This window comes from Rhizobacter sp. J219, from assembly GCF_024700055.1.
Classification (GTDB): Bacteria; Pseudomonadota; Gammaproteobacteria; order Burkholderiales; family Burkholderiaceae_C; genus Rhizobacter.
The window spans coordinates 2,087,942-2,104,387 of the sequence record NZ_JAJOND010000001.1 but is presented as its reverse complement, the minus strand read 5'-3'; the positions used below and the strand labels follow the sequence as shown (position 1 = coordinate 2,104,387).

Genomic DNA, 16,446 nt, shown 5'->3' with positions numbered 1-16,446 from the left:
CGAGGCTAGAGCTTCGAGATTCCTGAGATCTTGGCGACCTCGACCACCGACAGGATCTCGTCGACCGCATCGGCGGTGCTGATCGGCGGCACGGTGACGTTGGGGAGCCTTCCGGCCTGCCAGCGCAGGATCAACTCACGCAGGGCGGCGGCACCGGCCACGGTGTTGGTCGCCGGGGCGCACCAGCCCTGGTGCTCACGCACCAGCCGATCCAGCTGCGGGTTGAGGTGGGTGTAGGCCAACACCGGACGCCGGGCCCAGAAGTAGTCGTAGAGCTTGGACGGGATGTACTGCTCGCACTCGTCGCCCTCGCCATGCATCAGCAGCAACGCATCGACCTGTTGCATGCGCTGCACGACACGCTCGCGGCCTGAGAGACCCGTGGCAGGGTCGTGCTCCAGGCGGCCCATCGGGATCACCACGTCGTCGAGCTTGTGCTGCTCGATCAGCTTCTGCGCCGGGCCGTCGACCGCGCCGCCGTAGACCTCCAGGCGCAGCAGCGGCCGCCATTGGGGTTCGTGCGCCAGAAGGTGGTTGAGCGCGCGGATGAAGGGCAAGAGGCTGCGGCTGTCCGACAGTGAACCGAAATGGCCGAGCACGCACACGGGCCCGGGTGCGTAGGTGGCCGGCCGAAGCGGCGGCTCGGCGCCCGGCATCACCACGATGCCGCGCTCGCGCAGCACCGGGTGGCGCGTCTGTGCGGCGGCGAGCGCGCCTTCGGTGAACCACCATGCGAGGTCGGCGTGCTGGCAGATGAGGCCTTCGAGCCGGGCCTGGAAACGTTCATCTCGGTTGGCCGGCGCCCGGCCGGGGAACACCATCGGGTCGTGCACTTCGACGATCCATTTCGCCCCGCACCAGCGCTTGAGCCACCAGCCGGCCAGGTGGGCGGAGTAGGCGCCGCCGCTCGAATACACGAGGTCGATGTCGCCGCGGCGCAGCATCCACGCGCCACGCACAAAGGCGGGCAGGGCCCACGACCACTGGTTGCGCAGGCCGATGAGCAGCTTTTCCAGCACCATGAATGGAGCCAGCACGACGCTGATCAGCAGCATCAGGACACGGTAGGCAACGCCACGCCCCAGATGGCGTGCCAGCAGGTGCCGCAGGTCGAAGCGCAACGCGGCCGGCCCCCAGGGCAGCAGACGGTGGTGCTCATAGCGCCTGTCCTGCTCGCCGGTGATGGCACTCAGGATCACCGGCTCGATGCCGGCCTGGGCGAGGTAGCGCAGCTTGTCGGTGACGGTGAGGCTGGCGGCCCGCCCGTCCATGTTGAACGCGTGCGAGAGGATCAGCCAGCGCTGGCGACGGGCCGTCACAGCTTGAACTGCAGCGCATGAAGCCGCGCGAAGAGGCCCGCCTTCGCCAGCAGCTCCTGGTGCGTGCCCAGCTCGGCGAGGCGCCCCAGGTCGAGCACTGCGATGCGGTCGGCCTTCTCGATGGTCGACAGACGATGGGCCACCACGATCGTCGTGCGGCCTTCCATCAGGCGCTCGAGCGCCTGCTGCACCAGATGCTCGCTTTCGCTGTCGAGCGCGGAGGTGGCCTCGTCGAGGATCAGCACCGGCGCGTCCTTGTAGATGGCGCGGGCGATGGCCAGGCGCTGGCGCTGGCCGCCGGAGAGCTGGCTGCCGTTGTGGCCGATGCGGGCGTCCAGGCCCTCGGGTTGCTCGTTGACGAAATCGATCAGGTTGGCGGCGGCCAGGGCGCTACGCACACGCTGAGCGTCGAACGTGGCACCGAGCGCCACGTTGGCACCGATGCTGTCGTTGAAAAGCACCACGTCTTGGCTGACGAGGGCGAACTGGCGGCGCAGGGCCGCCAGGTCCCACTGGCGCAGCGGCACGCCATCGAGGCGAATCTCGCCCTCGCTCGGGTCGAGGAAGCGCGGCAGCAGGTTCACAAGCGTCGACTTGCCGGCGCCCGAGGGGCCGACGAGCGCGAGTGTTTCGCCGGCGGAAATCTTGAGCGTGAGCCCATTGAGCGCGGTGGCTTCCTCGTTGTACTTGAGGGTGACGTTGACCAGCTCCAGCTCACCGCGGGCGCGTGTGGCGGTGTGCGTGCCACTGTTCTCGACGGGAATCTTGTGCATCAGGTCCAGGCCGCGCTGGATGGCGGCGAGGCCTCGCGTCACCGGCCCGGCGACTTCCGTCAGGTGGCGCAACGGGGTGATGAGCATCAGCATCGCGGTGATGAAGGCGACGAAGCCGCCAACCGTCGCGCCCTGCGTGTTGCTCTGCCACAGTGCCACCACGATCACGGCCGACAGCGCGCACGCCGAGATCAGCTGCGTCACCGGCGTGACCGTCGACGACGCCACTGTTGACTTGAGCGACAGCTGGCGCACCCGGGCGCTGGCCTTGTCGAAGCGTTGCTGTTGCGCGGGCTTGGCGTCGTGCAGGCGCACGATTCGCCAAGCGAGCGTGTTTTCTTCCATCACGTAGGCCAGCTCGTCGGTGGCGGTCTGGCTGGCCAGGCTGATGCGGTGCATGCGCCGGCTGAAATAGCGCACCGTCACGGCCACGGCCGGCAGCAGCACTGCGATGAAGAGCGTGAGTTGCCAGTTGATCCACACCAGGTAGATCAGCAAGGCGATGGAGGTGAAGCTGTCCTTGATGAGCGTCTGCGCGGCATTCACGAGCGCCTGCGTGCCGCTTTGCACCTCGTAGACGACGGTGTTGATCAGCGTGCTGGCGGTCTGCTGGGTGAAGAGCGAGGCATGCGAGCGCAGCACGTGCTCGAACATGTCGCGCCGCATCTTGAGCGTGGCCTCGTTTGACGCCCAGGAGAGCGCGTAGTTGACGAGGAAGCCGGCGATGCCGCGTGTGAGGAAGAGACCGATGATCACCGCCGGCACCGCCCACAGCGGGATGTCGCTCTGTTTGGTGAAGCCGCTGTCGAGCAGCGGTTTCATCATGGCGGCGAGCATCGGCTCGGTGGCGGCCCCCAGTGCGGCCCCCACCGCCGCCAGCACGAACGCGAGTTTGGTGCCGGCAAAGTAGGGCGCGACGCGCGCCAGGCGCTGCCGCAGGGTCTGGGTGGGTTGGGTCATAGGAAGCGCGGATTATCCAACGCGCCCGCTGCCTACAATCCCCGCCACCCTGAAGGAGCGCCCGCCCCCACATGCCCGAGATCGCGCTGTCCGTCATCCTCATCACCAAGAACGAAAGCCGCAACATCGCCGCGTGCCTGAAGAGCGTGGCGTTTGCCGACGAGTGGATCGTGGTGGACTCCCAGAGCGGCGACGGCACCGCAGAGACCGCCCGCGCGATGGGTGCGCAGGTCATCACCACGACCGACTGGCCGGGTTTCGGCAAGCAGAAGAACCGGGCCCTCGACGCGGCTCAGGGCCGCTGGGTGTTGAGCCTCGACGCCGACGAGCGGGTGAGCCCGGAACTGGCCGAGCGCATCCGCCAGGTGGTGGCGCGCGATGGCCCGGCCGCAGGCTACGAGCTGTCGCGCATCTCCCGCTTCTGCGGCCAGTGGATGCGCCACGGCGACTGGTACCCCGACCGTGTGACGCGGCTTTTCCGTCGTGGCACGGCACGGTTCACCGACGACTTGGTGCACGAGCGTCTGGAGGTGCAGGGCCGCGTCGAGCGGCTCCCGGGTGACCTGCTGCACGACACCATGCCCTCGCTCGACGACGCGCTCGACAAGATGAACCGCTACAGCGGCGGCCGCGCGCTCGACAAGGTGAGGGCCGGCAAACGCGGCAGCCTTTTTGCTGCACTCACGCACGGCTGGTGGGCGTTCATGCGCTGCTACGTCTTCAAGCGCGGCTTTCTCGACGGTCGCCTCGGTCTGGTGCTGGCGATTTACCAGGCCGAAGGTACTTATTACCGGTACCTGAAGATGGCCTTGCTCGCCCGCCAGGCCGGGAAATCCATTGAACCAATATGAACTACGAGGATCAGGACAATCCATGCCGATGAACCGACGCCTGTTTGCCGCCTCTTCGGGGCTCCTGCTCGCTGCGCCCGCGCTGGGCCAGTTCCGGGTCGAGATCTCCGGGGTGGGTGCCACCCAGCTGCCGATCGCGATTGCACGCTTCCGCGATGAAGATCGCACGACGCAAGTGGTGTCCGGCGTGATCCGCGCCGACCTCGAGCGCTCGGGCGTGTTCCGCAACATCGAGGCCAATCAGGTCATCGACGAAAGTGCACGCCCGAACATGAGCGACTGGCGCGGACGTTCGGCGGATGCGCTGCTGACCGGCTCGGTCACCCGCCTGGCCGATGGCCGGTTCGACGTGCGCTACCTGCTGTGGGACGTGGTCAAGGGCAAGGACTTGATCGGCGGCAGCATCCCGGCCAGCCCATCCGACCTGCGCCTCGCGGCGCACAAGGTGGCCGACGCGGTGTACGAGAAGCTCACCGGCGACAAGGGCATCTTCTCGACCCACATCGCCTACGTGACCCGCTCGGGCAAGCGCTACGCGCTGCGCGTGGACCACGCCGACGGCACCGGGGGCGAGTCCATCCTGCAGAGCAACGACCCGATCATCTCGCCGGCCTGGTCGCCCGACGGGCAGGAGTTGGCCTACGTGTCGTTCTACGAAGACCAGAAGGCCGTGGTGTGGGCGCAAGACGTCTCGTCGGGCGCGCGCCGCAAGCTGGCGAGCTTTCGCGGCTCCAACAGTGCGCCGAGCTGGGCACCCGACGGCAAGTCGCTGGTGGTCACGCTCAGCCGCGACGGCTTCTCGCAGCTCTACCTGATCGGCCGCAACGGCGAGAGCCCGCGCCGTCTCACCAACAGCCAGGCAATCGACACCGAAGGCGTGTTCTCCCCCGATGGGCGCCAGATCTATTTCGTGAGCGACCGCAGCGGCGGCCCACAGATCTACCGCATGCCCGTCTCGGGTGGTTCACCCGAGCGCGTGAGCTTTACCGGCGGCTACAACATCAGCCCGTCCATCAGCCCCGATGGGCGCCACCTCGCCTATATTTCCCGGCAGAACGGCGCCTTCAAGCTGTACGTGGGCGAGATCGGCAAGCTGGGGAATGCCCAGGCCATCACCGAGAGCAGCGACGATGAAAGCCCGAGCTTCGCCCCCAACGGCAAGCTCATCATCTACGCCACGCGCACCAACGGCCGGGACACGCTGATGACCACGACGCTCGACGGCAAGATCAAGGCCATCCTCGAGTCCCGCTTCCCCGACGTCCGCGAACCTGTCTGGGGGCCGTTCGTTCGTTGATTCATTCGTTGATTCGTCCGTTCTTTGATTGACCCGATAACTCTTATTCCGACCAACTGGAGCAGCACATGAAACTCTCTCGCCTCACCCTCATCGCCGCCGTGTCGTCGGCCTTCTTCGCCGGCTGCGCATCGAACGTCCCGCTCGACAACAAGGCCGCGCCGGTGGAGTCGCGCACGCCGGGCAGCACCGGCTCGACCAGCGGCTCGTCGTCGACGAGCGGCGCCAACTCGGGCAAGCTCGCCAGCGTCGACCTGACCAAGAACGCACAGCCCGCCGCTGAAGTGGGCCGCGTCGTCTACTTCGACTACGACAGCTTCGTGATCAAGGACGAGTTCCGCCCGGTCATCGAGGGCCAGGCGAAGGTGCTGTCTGCTGACAAGTCCAAGAAGCTCACCATCGAAGGCCACACCGACGAGCGTGGTGGCAGCGAGTACAACCTCGCGCTGGGCCAGAAGCGCGCCGAGTCGGTGGCGAAGTCGCTCAAGCTGCTGGGCGTGACCGATGCGCAGATCGAAGCCGTGAGCTTCGGCAAGGAGCGCCCGGCGGCGCAAGGCCATGACGAAGCGGCCTGGGCCAAGAACCGCCGCGCCGAACTCTCCAGCCGCTGAGCGCGTGACCATGGCCTCGCCCGTGACGATGCGATCGTGGCCTGCTGCGTGGCTGTTGCTGCTGGCGCTCATGGCGCCGGTGGCGCACGCGGGCCTCTTCGACGATGACGAAGCGCGCAAGGCCATCCTCGACCTTCGCCAGCGCCAGGAGCAGGGCGATGCCAAGCTTCGCGCCGCCATGGCCGAGAACCAGGCCCAGCTGCTGGAGCAGATCGGTCAGTTGCGCCGCAGCCTGCTCGACCTCAACAACCAGCTCGAGGTGATGCGTGCTGAGATGGCGCGCCTGCGCGGGCAGGACGAGCAACTGCAGCGCGACATCGCCGAGCTGCAGCGGATACAAGGCGACATCCAGAAGGCGCAGCGGGACGTTCAGCAGGGCGTCGAGGAGCGCATCCGCAAGCTCGAGCCGGTGAAGGTGTCGGTGGATGGCCGCGAGTTTCTGGTCGACCCCGACGAGCGGCGCCAGTACGAAGACGCGATGGCCCTGCTGCGCAAGAGCGACTTTGCGGCGGCCTCGTCGGCGTTTGCCGGCTTCAGCAAACGCTATCCGGCGAGCGGCTACACGCCGTCGCTGCTGTTCTGGCGCGGCAACGCGCAGTACGCGATGCGTGAGTACCGCGAGGCCATCGCGAGCTTCCGCTCGTTGCTCTCGACAGCGCCCGACCATGTGCGGGCGCCCGAGTCGCTGCTGGCCATCGCCAACTGCCAGATGGAGCTGAAAGACAACAAGGGTGCCCGTCGCACCATCGACGAGCTGATGAAGACCTACCCCAAGTCCGAGGCGGCTCAAGCAGGCAAGGAGCGCCTCGCGTCGCTGCGCTGAGGCTGCCTCCGTGAACGCGCCTGCGGACCTGCTCGCCCCCGACCTTGAGCGTCGTTTCGGTGGGCTGCGCCGTTTGCACGGCGACGCGGGCTACACGGCCATGCGGGCTGCGCGGGTCGGTGTGGTGGGCCTTGGCGGTGTGGGCTCGTGGGCCGTCGAGGCGCTGGCCCGAAGCGGCGTGGCGCAGCTCACGCTGTTCGACATGGACCACGTCGCCGAGTCCAACGTCAACCGCCAGGTGCAGGCGCTGGGCGACACGCTGGGCCAGCACAAGGGCGAAGCGCTGCGTGCACGCATCGCCGACATCCACCCCGGTTGCGATGTGCAGGTGGTCGACGACTTCGTCACTGCCGACAACTGGCCCGCCTTGCTGCCGCGCGAAGTCGATGTGCTGATCGATGCCTGCGACCAGGTGCAGGCCAAGATGGCGATGGCGGTGTGGGCGCGCGAAGGGCGCCATGACTTCGTATGCGTCGGGGCAGCTGGCGGCAAGCAGAAGCCGCAGCTGGTGGAGGTCGATGACATCTCGCGTGCCACGCACGACCCCTTGCTCGCGTCGATGCGCCAGCGTTTGCGCAAGCAGCACGGTGCACCGCGTGATCGTGCGATGGGGGTGCGTTGTGTCTTCTCGCGCGAAGCGGTCGCTGCACCAGTGGATGCAGCATGCGACGCCGTCGACGGCAGCCTCAACTGCCACGGCTACGGGTCGAGTGTGGTGGTCACCGCAACGTTCGGTTTGGTGACGGCTTCAGAAGCGCTACAATGCGTGCTTCGCCGGTTGGCTTGAAGCAAGTCCGCGAAGCCCGTTATACTCATGGGCTTTCCGGGTTGTTAGCTCAGTCGGTAGAGCAGCGGACTTTTAATCCGTTGGTCGCAGGTTCAAGTCCTGCACAACCCACCAGTTCCCCCGGGAACACAAAATTCAGAGCGGGCTCTTAGCTCAGTTGGTAGAGCAGCGGACTCTTAATCCGTTGGTCGTAGGTTCGAATCCTACAGGGCCCACCAAAATTCAAGCACTTAGCTCGCGAAAGCGGCTAAGTGCTTTTGCTTTCTGGGCCCGGCGATCTCACAGGATCCGCTCCGCGATGGAGACGAAGAGGGGAATGCCCAGCAGGATGTTGAACGGGAAGGTCAACCCGAGCGACATGCCGAAGTAAAGCGAGGGATTCGCCTCCGGAATCGCCTGCCGCACAACGGCGGGAACGGCGATGTACGAAGCGCTGGCCGCCAACACCATCAGAAGCGCCCCGTTGCCAGGCGACAGGCCCGCCGCTGCGGCGAGCGTGAGCGCAATGCCTGCGTGAACCAGCGGGCCGACGAGCGCGTAGCTCACCAGCCAGGGCGAGCGGCCCTTCAGCGCACCGATGTTGCGCGCCGCAACCAGGCCCATGTCGAGCAGGAAGAACGCGAGCATCCCCTTGAAGAGGTCGCCGGAAAAGGGCTGCATGGACTTCTGACCGGCCTCGCCGGTGACCAGGCCGATCACCATCGCGCCCAGCAGCAGAAGCTGCGCGCCGTCGGTGAACGACTCGTGAAGCACCTTGCGCAGGCCGACCTTGTGCGTGTTGTGTGCGCCGCCTTCCTTTTGACGCGCCATGTTCGCGAGCACGACGGCCATCACGATCGCGGGGGACTCCATCAAGGCCATGGCCGCCGCCATGTGCCCGCCGTACGCAATTTGGTGCGTCTCCAGGTACTGCACCGCCGTGATGAAGGTGACGGCGCTGACCGAGCCGTAGGTTGCGGAGACCGCCGCCGCGTCGAAGCGCGACAGGTACCGTTTCAAGACCATGTAGCCCATCGCCGGCACGACCAGCGCCATCACGACTGCGCAGGCCAGGCTTACCGCAACCTCGGCGTCCAGCCCCGACTTGGCCAGCGCGAAGCCCCCTTTCAGGCCGAGGGCCATCAACAGGTAAAGCGAAAGAAATCGTGCAATCGCGGGCGGGATCTCCAGGTTGGATCGCACCGTGCCGGCAAGGAGCCCGAAGACGAAGAAGAGGATGGCGGGGTCGAGGAAGTTCTGCATGGCGGGGGCGAATGCTCGGTGAACCCGCCTTCCAGAACAAGTGATATGTTCGGATGCAAAACATCGGGGAAATCGATGAAACACGGCATGCCTCCGGGCCTTCGACAGGCGCCTCGTGCGAGCCTCGTCCAGTTGCGCAGCCTCGAAGCGGTGGTGCGGTTGGGGGGCGTGGTGCGCGCAGCGCAGTCGCTGCATCTGGCACAGCCGACGGTCTCCACACAGCTGAAGGAGCTGTCCGCGGCCCTCGGCCTCGTGCTCTTCGAGTCGCGCGGAAGGGGCCTCGTGCCGACTTCCATCGGCCAGCGCCTGGCCGAGGCGGCGCGTGCGATGGGTGCCATCTGGCAGGAGTTCGAAGACGATGCTGCCGCGTTGCAGGGCCTGAAGCGCGGGCGTCTGCGCATTGCGGCGGTGACCACCACCGAATACTTCCTGCCCGATCTCCTGGGCCCGTTCGCGCGGCAGTACCCTGGCATCCAGATCGAGCTTGCCGTGGAGAACCGCGCGGCCGTCGTGGCGCGGCTCGAGCGCGGCGATGACGAGTTGGCCGCCATGATGCGTCCGCCGGAGCATCTGCCGCTGGCCCGCTGGCCCTTCCTCGAGAACCCGTTGGTGGTGATCGCGCCAGGCGACCACCCGCTCGCCCGGCGCCGACGGCTGAAGCTGTCGGACCTCGCCGCGGAACCCTTGCTCGCACGCGAGTCGGGTTCGGGTACCCGCGCCACGGCGGAAGAAGCGTTCGCACGCAGCGGTGTGTCCTGGGAGCCGCGCATGGCGCTGGGTAGCAACGAGGCGATCAAGCACGCCGTGCGCGCAGGCCTCGGGCTCGCCGTGCTGTCGCGACATGCCTTGGCGTCGAACCCGGCCTCGGAGGGGCTCACGATCCTGCCGGTGACAGGCTTCCCGCTGCGAGGCCGCTGGCATCTCGTGTGGCGACATGATCGCGCGCTCTCGCTGCCGGCAAGGACCTTTGTCGACGACCTCCGGAATCGGCTGCGCGTTCGAGCGCGCCCCGACGCACCATGACGCCTTTGCGAACGCTGGTGGTCGTTCTGGGCGATCAGCTCGACCTCGACGCCGCCGCCTTCGACGGTTTCGACCCCGCACAAGATGCCGTGTGGATGGCCGAGGCCGCGGAAGAGTCGACCCATGTCTGGTCGAGCAAGCAGCGCATCGCGCTCTTCCTCGCCGCGATGCGTCACTTCGCAGAGGCGTTGCGGGCCGCTGGGCGCCCCTTGCACTACCGGCGCTTGGATGACCCCGGCAATCTGGGCACCCTCGCGGCCGAACTTCAAGCGTCGCTCGCGTCGCTTTCTCCACAGCAGGTGGTGATGACGGCGCCCGGCGACTGGCGGGTCTGGCAGTCTCTGAAGGCCGTGGTGGAGCGAGCCGGCCTGGTGCTCGACGTCCACGAAGACCGCCACTTCTTCACGACCGTTCGTGAGTTCGCCGCTCATGCCAAGAAGCGCAAGTCGCTGCGGCTGGAGTACTTCTACCGCGAGCTGCGGCAACGCCACGGAGTGTTGATGCAAGACGGCGGCCCCGTCGGGGGGCGCTGGAACTTCGATGCCGACAACCGCGAGGCGTTCGGCCCCGAAGGCCCGGGTCTCGTGCCACCGCGCGCCACCTTCGCACCTGACGCGATCACACGTGAAGTGCTCGCACTGGTCGAGAGCCGCTTCGCAGGGCATCCTGGCTCGTTGGCGAGCTTTGCGTGGCCGGTGACGCGCGCGCAAGCCTTGTCGGCGTTGCACGCTTTCATCGAGCAACGCCTGCCGCTCTTCGGCCGCTACGAAGATGCGATGTGGCCTGGCGAGCCATGGCTCTACCACTCGCAGCTCTCGGCGGCGCTCAACCTCAAGCTGCTGGCGGCGCGAGAAGTCGTGAACGCCGCCGAAGCGGCATACCGCGCCGGCCACGTACCGCTCGAGAGTGCCGAAGGGTTCATTCGCCAGATCCTGGGCTGGCGTGAATACGTGCGCGGCATCTACTGGACGCAGATGCCCGGCTACCTCGAACGCAACGCGCTCGAGGCCCACCACGACCTGCCTGCCTGGTATTGGACCGGCGACACCGACATGGCCTGCCTGCGCGATGCCCTCACGCAGACGCTCGCGCAGGGCTATGCCCACCACATCCAGCGCCTGATGGTCATCGGCTTGTTCACCCTGCTGCTGGGTGTGCGGCCCCAGCAGGTGCACGCGTGGTACCTGTCGGTCTACGTGGACGCGGTGGAGTGGGTGGAATTGCCCAACACGCTCGGCATGAGCCAGTACGGTGACGGTGGCCTCATGGCCAGCAAGCCGTACGTCGCCACCGGCAAGTACATCCAGCGCATGGGCAACCGCTGCGCAGGCTGCCGCTACGACCCGGCGCAGCGTGTCGGAGAACGCGCCTGCCCCTACACCACGCTGTACTGGGACTTCCTCCTGCGCCACGAGAAGATCCTGGCGACCAACACGCGCATGGCCATGCAGATCAAGAACCTGGGCCGGCTGAATGAGGCCGACCGTGCGGCGGTGCGGCAGCGCGCCGAGGAGATTCGCGCTGCCGCGACCCGGCCTCACGCGTGGAGCCAACCGCGCGACGCGCGCCCGCGTTCCGATCAAGACTGATCGGCCATCGTTGCGAGTGCATTTGGCACCTCGCTTGCCCGATCGAATGACGGCGCACCGCGGCTCTCCTGGTGCCTGCCGGCACGCTGGGTGGCGGCAGCCGCGCCACCGGGCTGAGCGGGGCCGGCACCACGACGCCGACCACGCAGACCTCGACCGGCATCGAGTCCAGCGGTTTGTCGTCCAGCACGTCGAGCAAGAGCACGTAGGCTCTGCCCGATCGACGCAGCGCCCCGCCTCGGCGGGGCGTTCTGCTTCAGCGGCGCGCCGCTTTCAGCGCCATCAGCGCACCGAAGGCGGCCAGGCCGAGCGCCGTCGACAGCCACAGGCTCGCCGCGCCCCAGTGGTCGAGTGCGAGGCCGAAGGCGAAGGGCGCAAACGCCTGCGCCACACGCCCCGGCAGCATCAGCCAACCCTGCCGCGCGCCGTAGCCCTGCGGGCCGAAGAAGACCAAGGGCAGCGTGCCTTTGGCGATGGTGAGGATGCCGTTGCCCGCGCCGTGCAGCAGCGCAAACACGGGCGCCATGGCGGGCCCCGCGAAGAGCAACGCCACGGCGCCGATCGGGTGGGCAAGGTTGGCCAGTCGCGCCGACAGCAACGGGTGCACTCGGCGCAGCACGCCGAATTCGAGCAGGCGTCCTGCCACCTGCGCCGGCCCGACCAGCGCGCCCACCGCCACTGCGACGGCCAGGCTCGCCCCCAGCGCCTGCATGAGTCGTGGCAGGTGCGCGGCCATCGCGGTGCTGGTGAACCAGGCCACGGCGAACACGAACGACAGCACCACGCTCACCAGCATGGGGTGCTGGGGCGTTGGCGCATCCTGAATCGTGGCCGCTGCCGGTGATGCTGGTGTGGGCGCGGCGATCGAGGCCAGCACCTTCGGCAAGGCCGCGTTCAGCGGCAGGCCGATCACGAGGTGCAACACCGCCCAGCCGAAACACGCGCCGCGCCAGCCGTACGTCGTCTCCATCCACGCGGTGAGCGGCCAGCCGATGGTGCTCGCGAAGCCGGCGATCAGCGTGATGCCGGTGATCGCGTTGCGCGAGTCGTGGCCGTAGAGGCGCACGAGCGTCGCGAACGCTGCCTCATAGAGCCCCGCGCCCATCGCCAGCCCGAGCAACGCCCAGGCGGCGAAGAGCGTCCACGGGCCCTGCGCCAGCCCGAGCGCCGCGAGGCCGGCGGCGAAGAGCAGGTTGGTGCCCATCAGCAGCTGGCGCCCGCCGTGGCGGTCGATGGTGCGGCCGGCCCAGGGGCCGACGAAGGCCGAGACCACCAGCGCGAGCGAGAACGCGAGGAACACCGTCGGCTCGCGCAGCCTGGGCTCGCGTGCCATGGGCGCGGCGAGCAGGGCGGCGATGTAGTACGACGAGGCCCAGGCGAGGGTCTGGGCGCTGCCGAGCGCAGCGACGACGAGAGGTTTCTTCATGGCGGGTGCCGGCCGAATATAGAAGAGTAGGGATTGCGCGCCTGTCACATGTGTCGCTTACTCTGGCCGTCACCCGACGGAGGCCGCCATGAACCTGAGAGAGCTGAGCATCGCCACCTTCAATCTCTACAACCTCAACGAGCCGGGCCGCCCGCTCTACACCGACCGCGACGGCTGGACCGAAGCCGAGTACGAACGCAAGATCGCCTGGACGGTGCGCCAGCTCACCATCCTCAAGTCCGACGTGTTCGGCTTCCAGGAGCTGTGGCATGCCGATTCGATGAAGCGTGCACTGCAGGCTGCCGGCCTCGACGCCGAGTACGACCTCGTCGTGCCACCCGAGGCCGACGGCCGCAAGATCGTCTGCGCCGCCATCGTGCGCAAGGGCCTGTTGAGCAGTGCGCCCGAGTGGATCGAGCAGTTCCCTGACAAGTTCGTGCTGCGCTCGCACGGCGATGACCCGCAGACGCCGCTCATCGACGTCAACATCCGCGGCTTCTCGCGCCCGGTCGCGCACTTCGCCATCAAGCCGCGCGAAGACGGGCCCGACGTGCACCTCTACGTGTGCCACCTCAAGTCGAAAGGGCCGACCAAGCTCTTCAACGAAGCCTGGTACCGCGAAGACCGAGATGCCTACGCCAAGCACGCCACCGCGATCGGCGCGGCCATCTCCACCATTCGCCGCACGGCCGAGGCGGCGGCGCTGCGTTTCATCCTCACCGAGCAGATGAAGGGCAACGACACGCCGGTGATCGTGCTCGGCGACATCAACGACGGTCACTTCAGCAACACCACCAACATCCTCACCGAACAGCCGCGCTATCTCGTGGGCGACGCCATCGGCGGCGGCGACATCGCGCTCTACAGCACGCAGACGCTGCAGGAGTACCGCGACACGCGCGACGTGTACTACACCCACGTGCACGAAGGCATCCGCGAGTCGCTCGACCACATCATGGTCAGCGAGCAGTTCTACGACCACAGCCGCAAGCGCGTGTGGCTGTTCGACGGGCTGGTGGTCAACAACGACCACCTCAACTTCGACGACCACAAGGCAGACGGCACGAATGACCACGGGGTCATTCGTGCCGTCTTCAAGTACAAGCCGCAGCGGGCCTGAGGCTCACACCCGCGGGGGGTCGGTCTCGCGCTCGTAGTGGCGGTGCTTCGCGAGCGCCGCGAGAAAGGCTTCCACGTCGACGTCGGCACCTTGGGTCGCGGCCGCGTCCATCGGTTCGGCGAACACGATGCCGGGGTCGGGCGTGCCGTCGGGCAGTTGCACGTCGATGCCCGCCTTGGCGACGATGGCACTCGCATGGCCCAGCACCAGCATCGGCTTGCAGTGGCGATACTGGTCTTTGACGAACTCGATCACCTGGCCCTGCTCGGCAAGCGACAGGGCGGCCTGTTCGCCGTCGGGCAACACGACCGCGTCCCATGTCACCGAGGGCGCGGCTTCGAGCGATACCTCCACATGCAGCGGCTCCTGGCTCAGCGGCCTGACGACACCGAGCCGCACGCCGACGAAGCGTGGCGCGGCACCCGCGCTGGCCAGTGCCTTGTGCACGGCGCGCAACCGCAGGTCTTCCACGCCGTCGGCGATGAGCAGCGCGACCCGGCGGCCTTTCACGCCGGCCTCGCCGGGGCGTGACATCAGCGAGAGGGCGGGCGAGCTGGCCACTTCCAACTTCACCTCGATCGGCAGCGCCTTCGGTTGCGGCGGCGGCACCGGCATGCCCAGGCCTTCGGCCACGCGGGTGACGAGTTCGGTGTCGACGTTGGCCAGCACCGACAGCACCCGCTCGCGCACCGCCGGCGTCTGCACGCGGGTCAGCTCGAAGCGGTAGGCGCCGACGATGTGCGCCTGCTCTACCGGCGTCTGGCTCTTCCAGAAGAGCGTGGCCTGCGAATAGTGGTCGGCAAACTTCTCCGGCTTGCCGCGCACCTTGTCTTCCGCCACCGGTTGCGGGAACGAGACGAAGCCCGCCTTGCCCGCCTGGAACGGACAGCCGCCGCCGAGCGAATTGGGCTCGTAGTTCACCCGCCCGCGGTGGATGGCCTGGCGGTGCAGGCCGTCGCGCTGGTTGTTGTGCACCTGCGCGACCGAGGCGTTGATCGGGATCTCGTGGAAGTTCGGGCCGCCGAGCCGCGTGATCTGCGTGTCGACGTACGAGTGGATGCGCCCCTGCAGCAGCGGGTCGTTGCTGAAATCGATGCCGGGCACGACGTGCGCGGTGCAGAAGGCCACCTGCTCGGTCTCGGCGAAGAAGTTGTCGGGGTTGCGGTTGAGCACGAGGCGCCCCACGGTGCGCAAGGGCACCAGTTCCTCCGGCACGAGCTTGGTCGGGTCGAGCACGTCGAAGCTGAATCCGTCGGCTTGCACCTCGCTGAAGATCTGCACGCCGAGCGTCCACTCCGGGTAGTTGCCGGCCTCGATCGCTTCCCACAGGTCGCGGCGGTGGAAATCGGGGTCGGCGCCGCCAAGCTTGGCGGCTTCGTCCCATACCAGCGAGTGCGTGCCGGCGACGGGTGTCCAGTGGAACTTGCAGAAGACCGATTCGCCCGCCGCGTTGACGAGGCGGAAGGTGTGCACACCGAAGCCCTGCATCGTGCGGTAGCTGCGCGGGATGGCGCGGTCGCTCATCACCCACATCAGCATGTGGGCCGACTCGGGCATCAGCGAGACGAAATCCCAGAAGGTGTCGTGTGCGCTGCTCGCCTGCGGCATCTGGTGATGCGGCTCGGGCTTCACCGCATGCACGAGGTCGGGGAACTTCATCGCGTCCTGGATGAAGAAGACGGGGATGTTGTTGCCCACCAGGTCCCAGTTGCCCTGCTCGGTGTAGAACTTGATGGCGAAGCCGCGCACATCGCGGGCGGTGTCGATGGAGCCGCGCTCGCCGGCCACGGTCGAGAAGCGCACGAAGACCGGGGTTCTTTTGCCGACTTCGGCAAAAGGTGCGGCAGCCGTGTACTCGGTGAGCGCCTCGGTGCACTCGAAGTAGCCGTGCGCCGCCGAGCCGCGAGCATGCACCACCCGCTCGGGGATGCGCTCGTGGTCGAAGTGCGTGATCTTCTCGCGCAGGATGAAGTCTTCCAGCAGCGTGGGCCCGCGCAGGCCGGCCTTGAGCGAGTTCTGGTTGTCGCCGACCGGCACGCCCTGGTTGGTGGTGAGGGCCTGGCCGCCGCTGTCGACACGCACGCGGTCGAGCGGGCCGTTGGTCGGGTTGAAGCCGGGCCGCACGCGGCCGTCGCCCGTCTTCGGTGAGGCCGTGTCTTCGTTGACGGTGCTGCTGCGCACGATCTCGTCGGGCGCTGATTGCGATGGGCCGGCCTGAGGCATGTGGCCGTTGTCCAGGCCGTGCTCGGCGGGCTTGAGCGGGTTGGACGGCATCGCCGCGGCGAGCGTCTGCGTGCCGGCCTGGCGCACGCCGAGCAACTGCTGTGCGGGCGTGTCGAGCGACTGGGCGTCGTCTTCGGTGAAGCGTGCGGTCGACGGGCCGGACACCGTGCTCAGCACCGTGCCCACCGCCTCGTGCGGATCGGCAGGCGCCGGCTGGCCTGGGTTGGGCTCGGCGGCGGTGGGGGTGGCGGTCTTGCGCGTGCTCTTGGGTTTGGAGGTGGCCATGCGATCTGCTTTGGGATGAGTGGACCTGCGTGCACTCGGCAAAGCCCGTTCCTTGCGCTGGCCGGGGGATCAGTGGTGTTTGTCACACCTCGTCAGGGCGGCATTCAAGTTCAACCG

General features: G+C 67.5%; 14 protein-coding genes and 2 tRNA genes. 11 read left to right on the top strand and 5 right to left on the bottom strand.

All coding sequences use genetic code 11. The annotated features are described in order from the left end of the window. Positions 1 to 5 precede the first annotated feature (5 nt). Both LRS03_RS09470 and msbA read right to left on the bottom strand, forming a co-directional pair. Positions 6 to 1,319 carry a glycosyltransferase family protein gene (locus tag LRS03_RS09470; protein ID WP_257825192.1) on the bottom strand — a complete coding sequence of 438 codons (1,314 nt, stop codon included), beginning with the start codon at positions 1,317 to 1,319 and terminating at the stop codon, positions 6 to 8. Then, a complete protein-coding gene (msbA, locus tag LRS03_RS09465; RefSeq protein ID WP_257825191.1) occupies positions 1,316 to 3,052 on the bottom strand; it encodes a lipid A export permease/ATP-binding protein MsbA in 1,737 nt (578 codons plus the stop codon). The genes LRS03_RS09470 and msbA overlap by 4 nt, the downstream gene beginning before the upstream one ends. 80 nt (positions 3,053 to 3,132) lie before the next feature. Here msbA and LRS03_RS09460 point away from each other — a divergent pair, with 80 nt between their 5' ends. The 7 genes from LRS03_RS09460 (at position 3,133) to LRS03_RS09430 (ending at position 7,639) form a co-directional block, all read left to right on the top strand. Beyond that, on the top strand, positions 3,133 to 3,903 hold the full coding sequence (locus LRS03_RS09460; protein ID WP_257829470.1) for a glycosyltransferase family 2 protein: 771 nt from the start codon (positions 3,133 to 3,135) through the stop codon (positions 3,901 to 3,903). 28 nt (positions 3,904 to 3,931) lie between these two features. Next, positions 3,932 to 5,200 carry a Tol-Pal system beta propeller repeat protein TolB gene (tolB, locus tag LRS03_RS09455; protein WP_257825190.1) on the top strand — a complete coding sequence of 423 codons (1,269 nt, stop codon included), beginning with the start codon at positions 3,932 to 3,934 and terminating at the stop codon, positions 5,198 to 5,200. 68 nt (positions 5,201 to 5,268) lie between these two features. After that, positions 5,269 to 5,811, top strand: a complete 543-nt coding sequence (gene pal / locus LRS03_RS09450) for a peptidoglycan-associated lipoprotein Pal (protein ID WP_257825189.1) — start codon at positions 5,269 to 5,271, stop codon at positions 5,809 to 5,811. A gap of 10 nt (positions 5,812 to 5,821) precedes the next feature. Further along, complete coding sequence (ybgF, locus tag LRS03_RS09445) at positions 5,822 to 6,634, top strand: tol-pal system protein YbgF (RefSeq protein WP_257825188.1); 813 nt, start codon at positions 5,822 to 5,824, stop codon at positions 6,632 to 6,634. Between the two features lie 10 nt (positions 6,635 to 6,644). After that, positions 6,645 to 7,421 carry a tRNA threonylcarbamoyladenosine dehydratase gene (locus LRS03_RS09440; RefSeq protein WP_257825187.1) on the top strand — a complete coding sequence of 259 codons (777 nt, stop codon included), beginning with the start codon at positions 6,645 to 6,647 and terminating at the stop codon, positions 7,419 to 7,421. A gap of 38 nt (positions 7,422 to 7,459) precedes the next feature. Then, positions 7,460 to 7,535 (top strand) — tRNA-Lys (locus LRS03_RS09435). Positions 7,536 to 7,563: 28 nt separating this feature from the next. Then, positions 7,564 to 7,639: transfer RNA gene (locus LRS03_RS09430), tRNA-Lys, on the top strand. A gap of 61 nt (positions 7,640 to 7,700) precedes the next feature. Here LRS03_RS09430 and LRS03_RS09425 read toward each other — a convergent pair. Then, positions 7,701 to 8,663 carry a sodium-dependent bicarbonate transport family permease gene (locus LRS03_RS09425; protein ID WP_257825186.1) on the bottom strand — a complete coding sequence of 321 codons (963 nt, stop codon included), beginning with the start codon at positions 8,661 to 8,663 and terminating at the stop codon, positions 7,701 to 7,703. An 18-nt stretch (positions 8,664 to 8,681) separates the two neighbouring features. On the opposite strand from LRS03_RS09425, the gene LRS03_RS09420 reads away from it, so the two are divergent. The 3 genes from LRS03_RS09420 to LRS03_RS09410 all read left to right on the top strand — a co-directional run bounded on the left by LRS03_RS09420 (position 8,682) and on the right by LRS03_RS09410 (position 11,484). Then, on the top strand, positions 8,682 to 9,686 hold the full coding sequence (locus LRS03_RS09420; protein WP_257825185.1) for a LysR family transcriptional regulator: 1,005 nt from the start codon (positions 8,682 to 8,684) through the stop codon (positions 9,684 to 9,686). Beyond that, positions 9,683 to 11,275 (top strand): cryptochrome/photolyase family protein, encoded by a 1,593-nt coding sequence (locus tag LRS03_RS09415; RefSeq protein ID WP_257825184.1) that lies wholly within the window; start codon positions 9,683 to 9,685, stop codon positions 11,273 to 11,275. Before LRS03_RS09420 ends, LRS03_RS09415 begins: the two co-directional genes overlap by 4 nt. 71 nt (positions 11,276 to 11,346) lie before the next feature. Beyond that, positions 11,347 to 11,484, top strand: a complete 138-nt coding sequence (locus LRS03_RS09410; protein WP_257825183.1) for a hypothetical protein — start codon at positions 11,347 to 11,349, stop codon at positions 11,482 to 11,484. Positions 11,485 to 11,531: 47 nt separating this feature from the next. Here the strand turns inward: LRS03_RS09410 and LRS03_RS09405 are convergent, their stop codons facing one another. Next, the gene (locus LRS03_RS09405; RefSeq protein ID WP_257825182.1) at positions 11,532 to 12,701 is read right to left on the bottom strand and encodes an MFS transporter; all 1,170 of its coding nucleotides are present in this window, start codon (positions 12,699 to 12,701) and stop codon (positions 11,532 to 11,534) included. A gap of 88 nt (positions 12,702 to 12,789) precedes the next feature. Between LRS03_RS09405 and LRS03_RS09400 the strand changes: the two genes are divergently transcribed. Continuing rightward, positions 12,790 to 13,821, top strand: a complete 1,032-nt coding sequence (locus tag LRS03_RS09400) for an endonuclease/exonuclease/phosphatase family protein (RefSeq protein ID WP_257825181.1) — start codon at positions 12,790 to 12,792, stop codon at positions 13,819 to 13,821. A 3-nt stretch (positions 13,822 to 13,824) separates the two neighbouring features. On the opposite strand, the gene LRS03_RS09395 is transcribed toward LRS03_RS09400, so the two are convergent. Then, on the bottom strand, positions 13,825 to 16,329 hold the full coding sequence (locus tag LRS03_RS09395; RefSeq protein WP_308296410.1) for a catalase: 2,505 nt from the start codon (positions 16,327 to 16,329) through the stop codon (positions 13,825 to 13,827). Positions 16,330 to 16,446 lie beyond the last annotated feature (117 nt).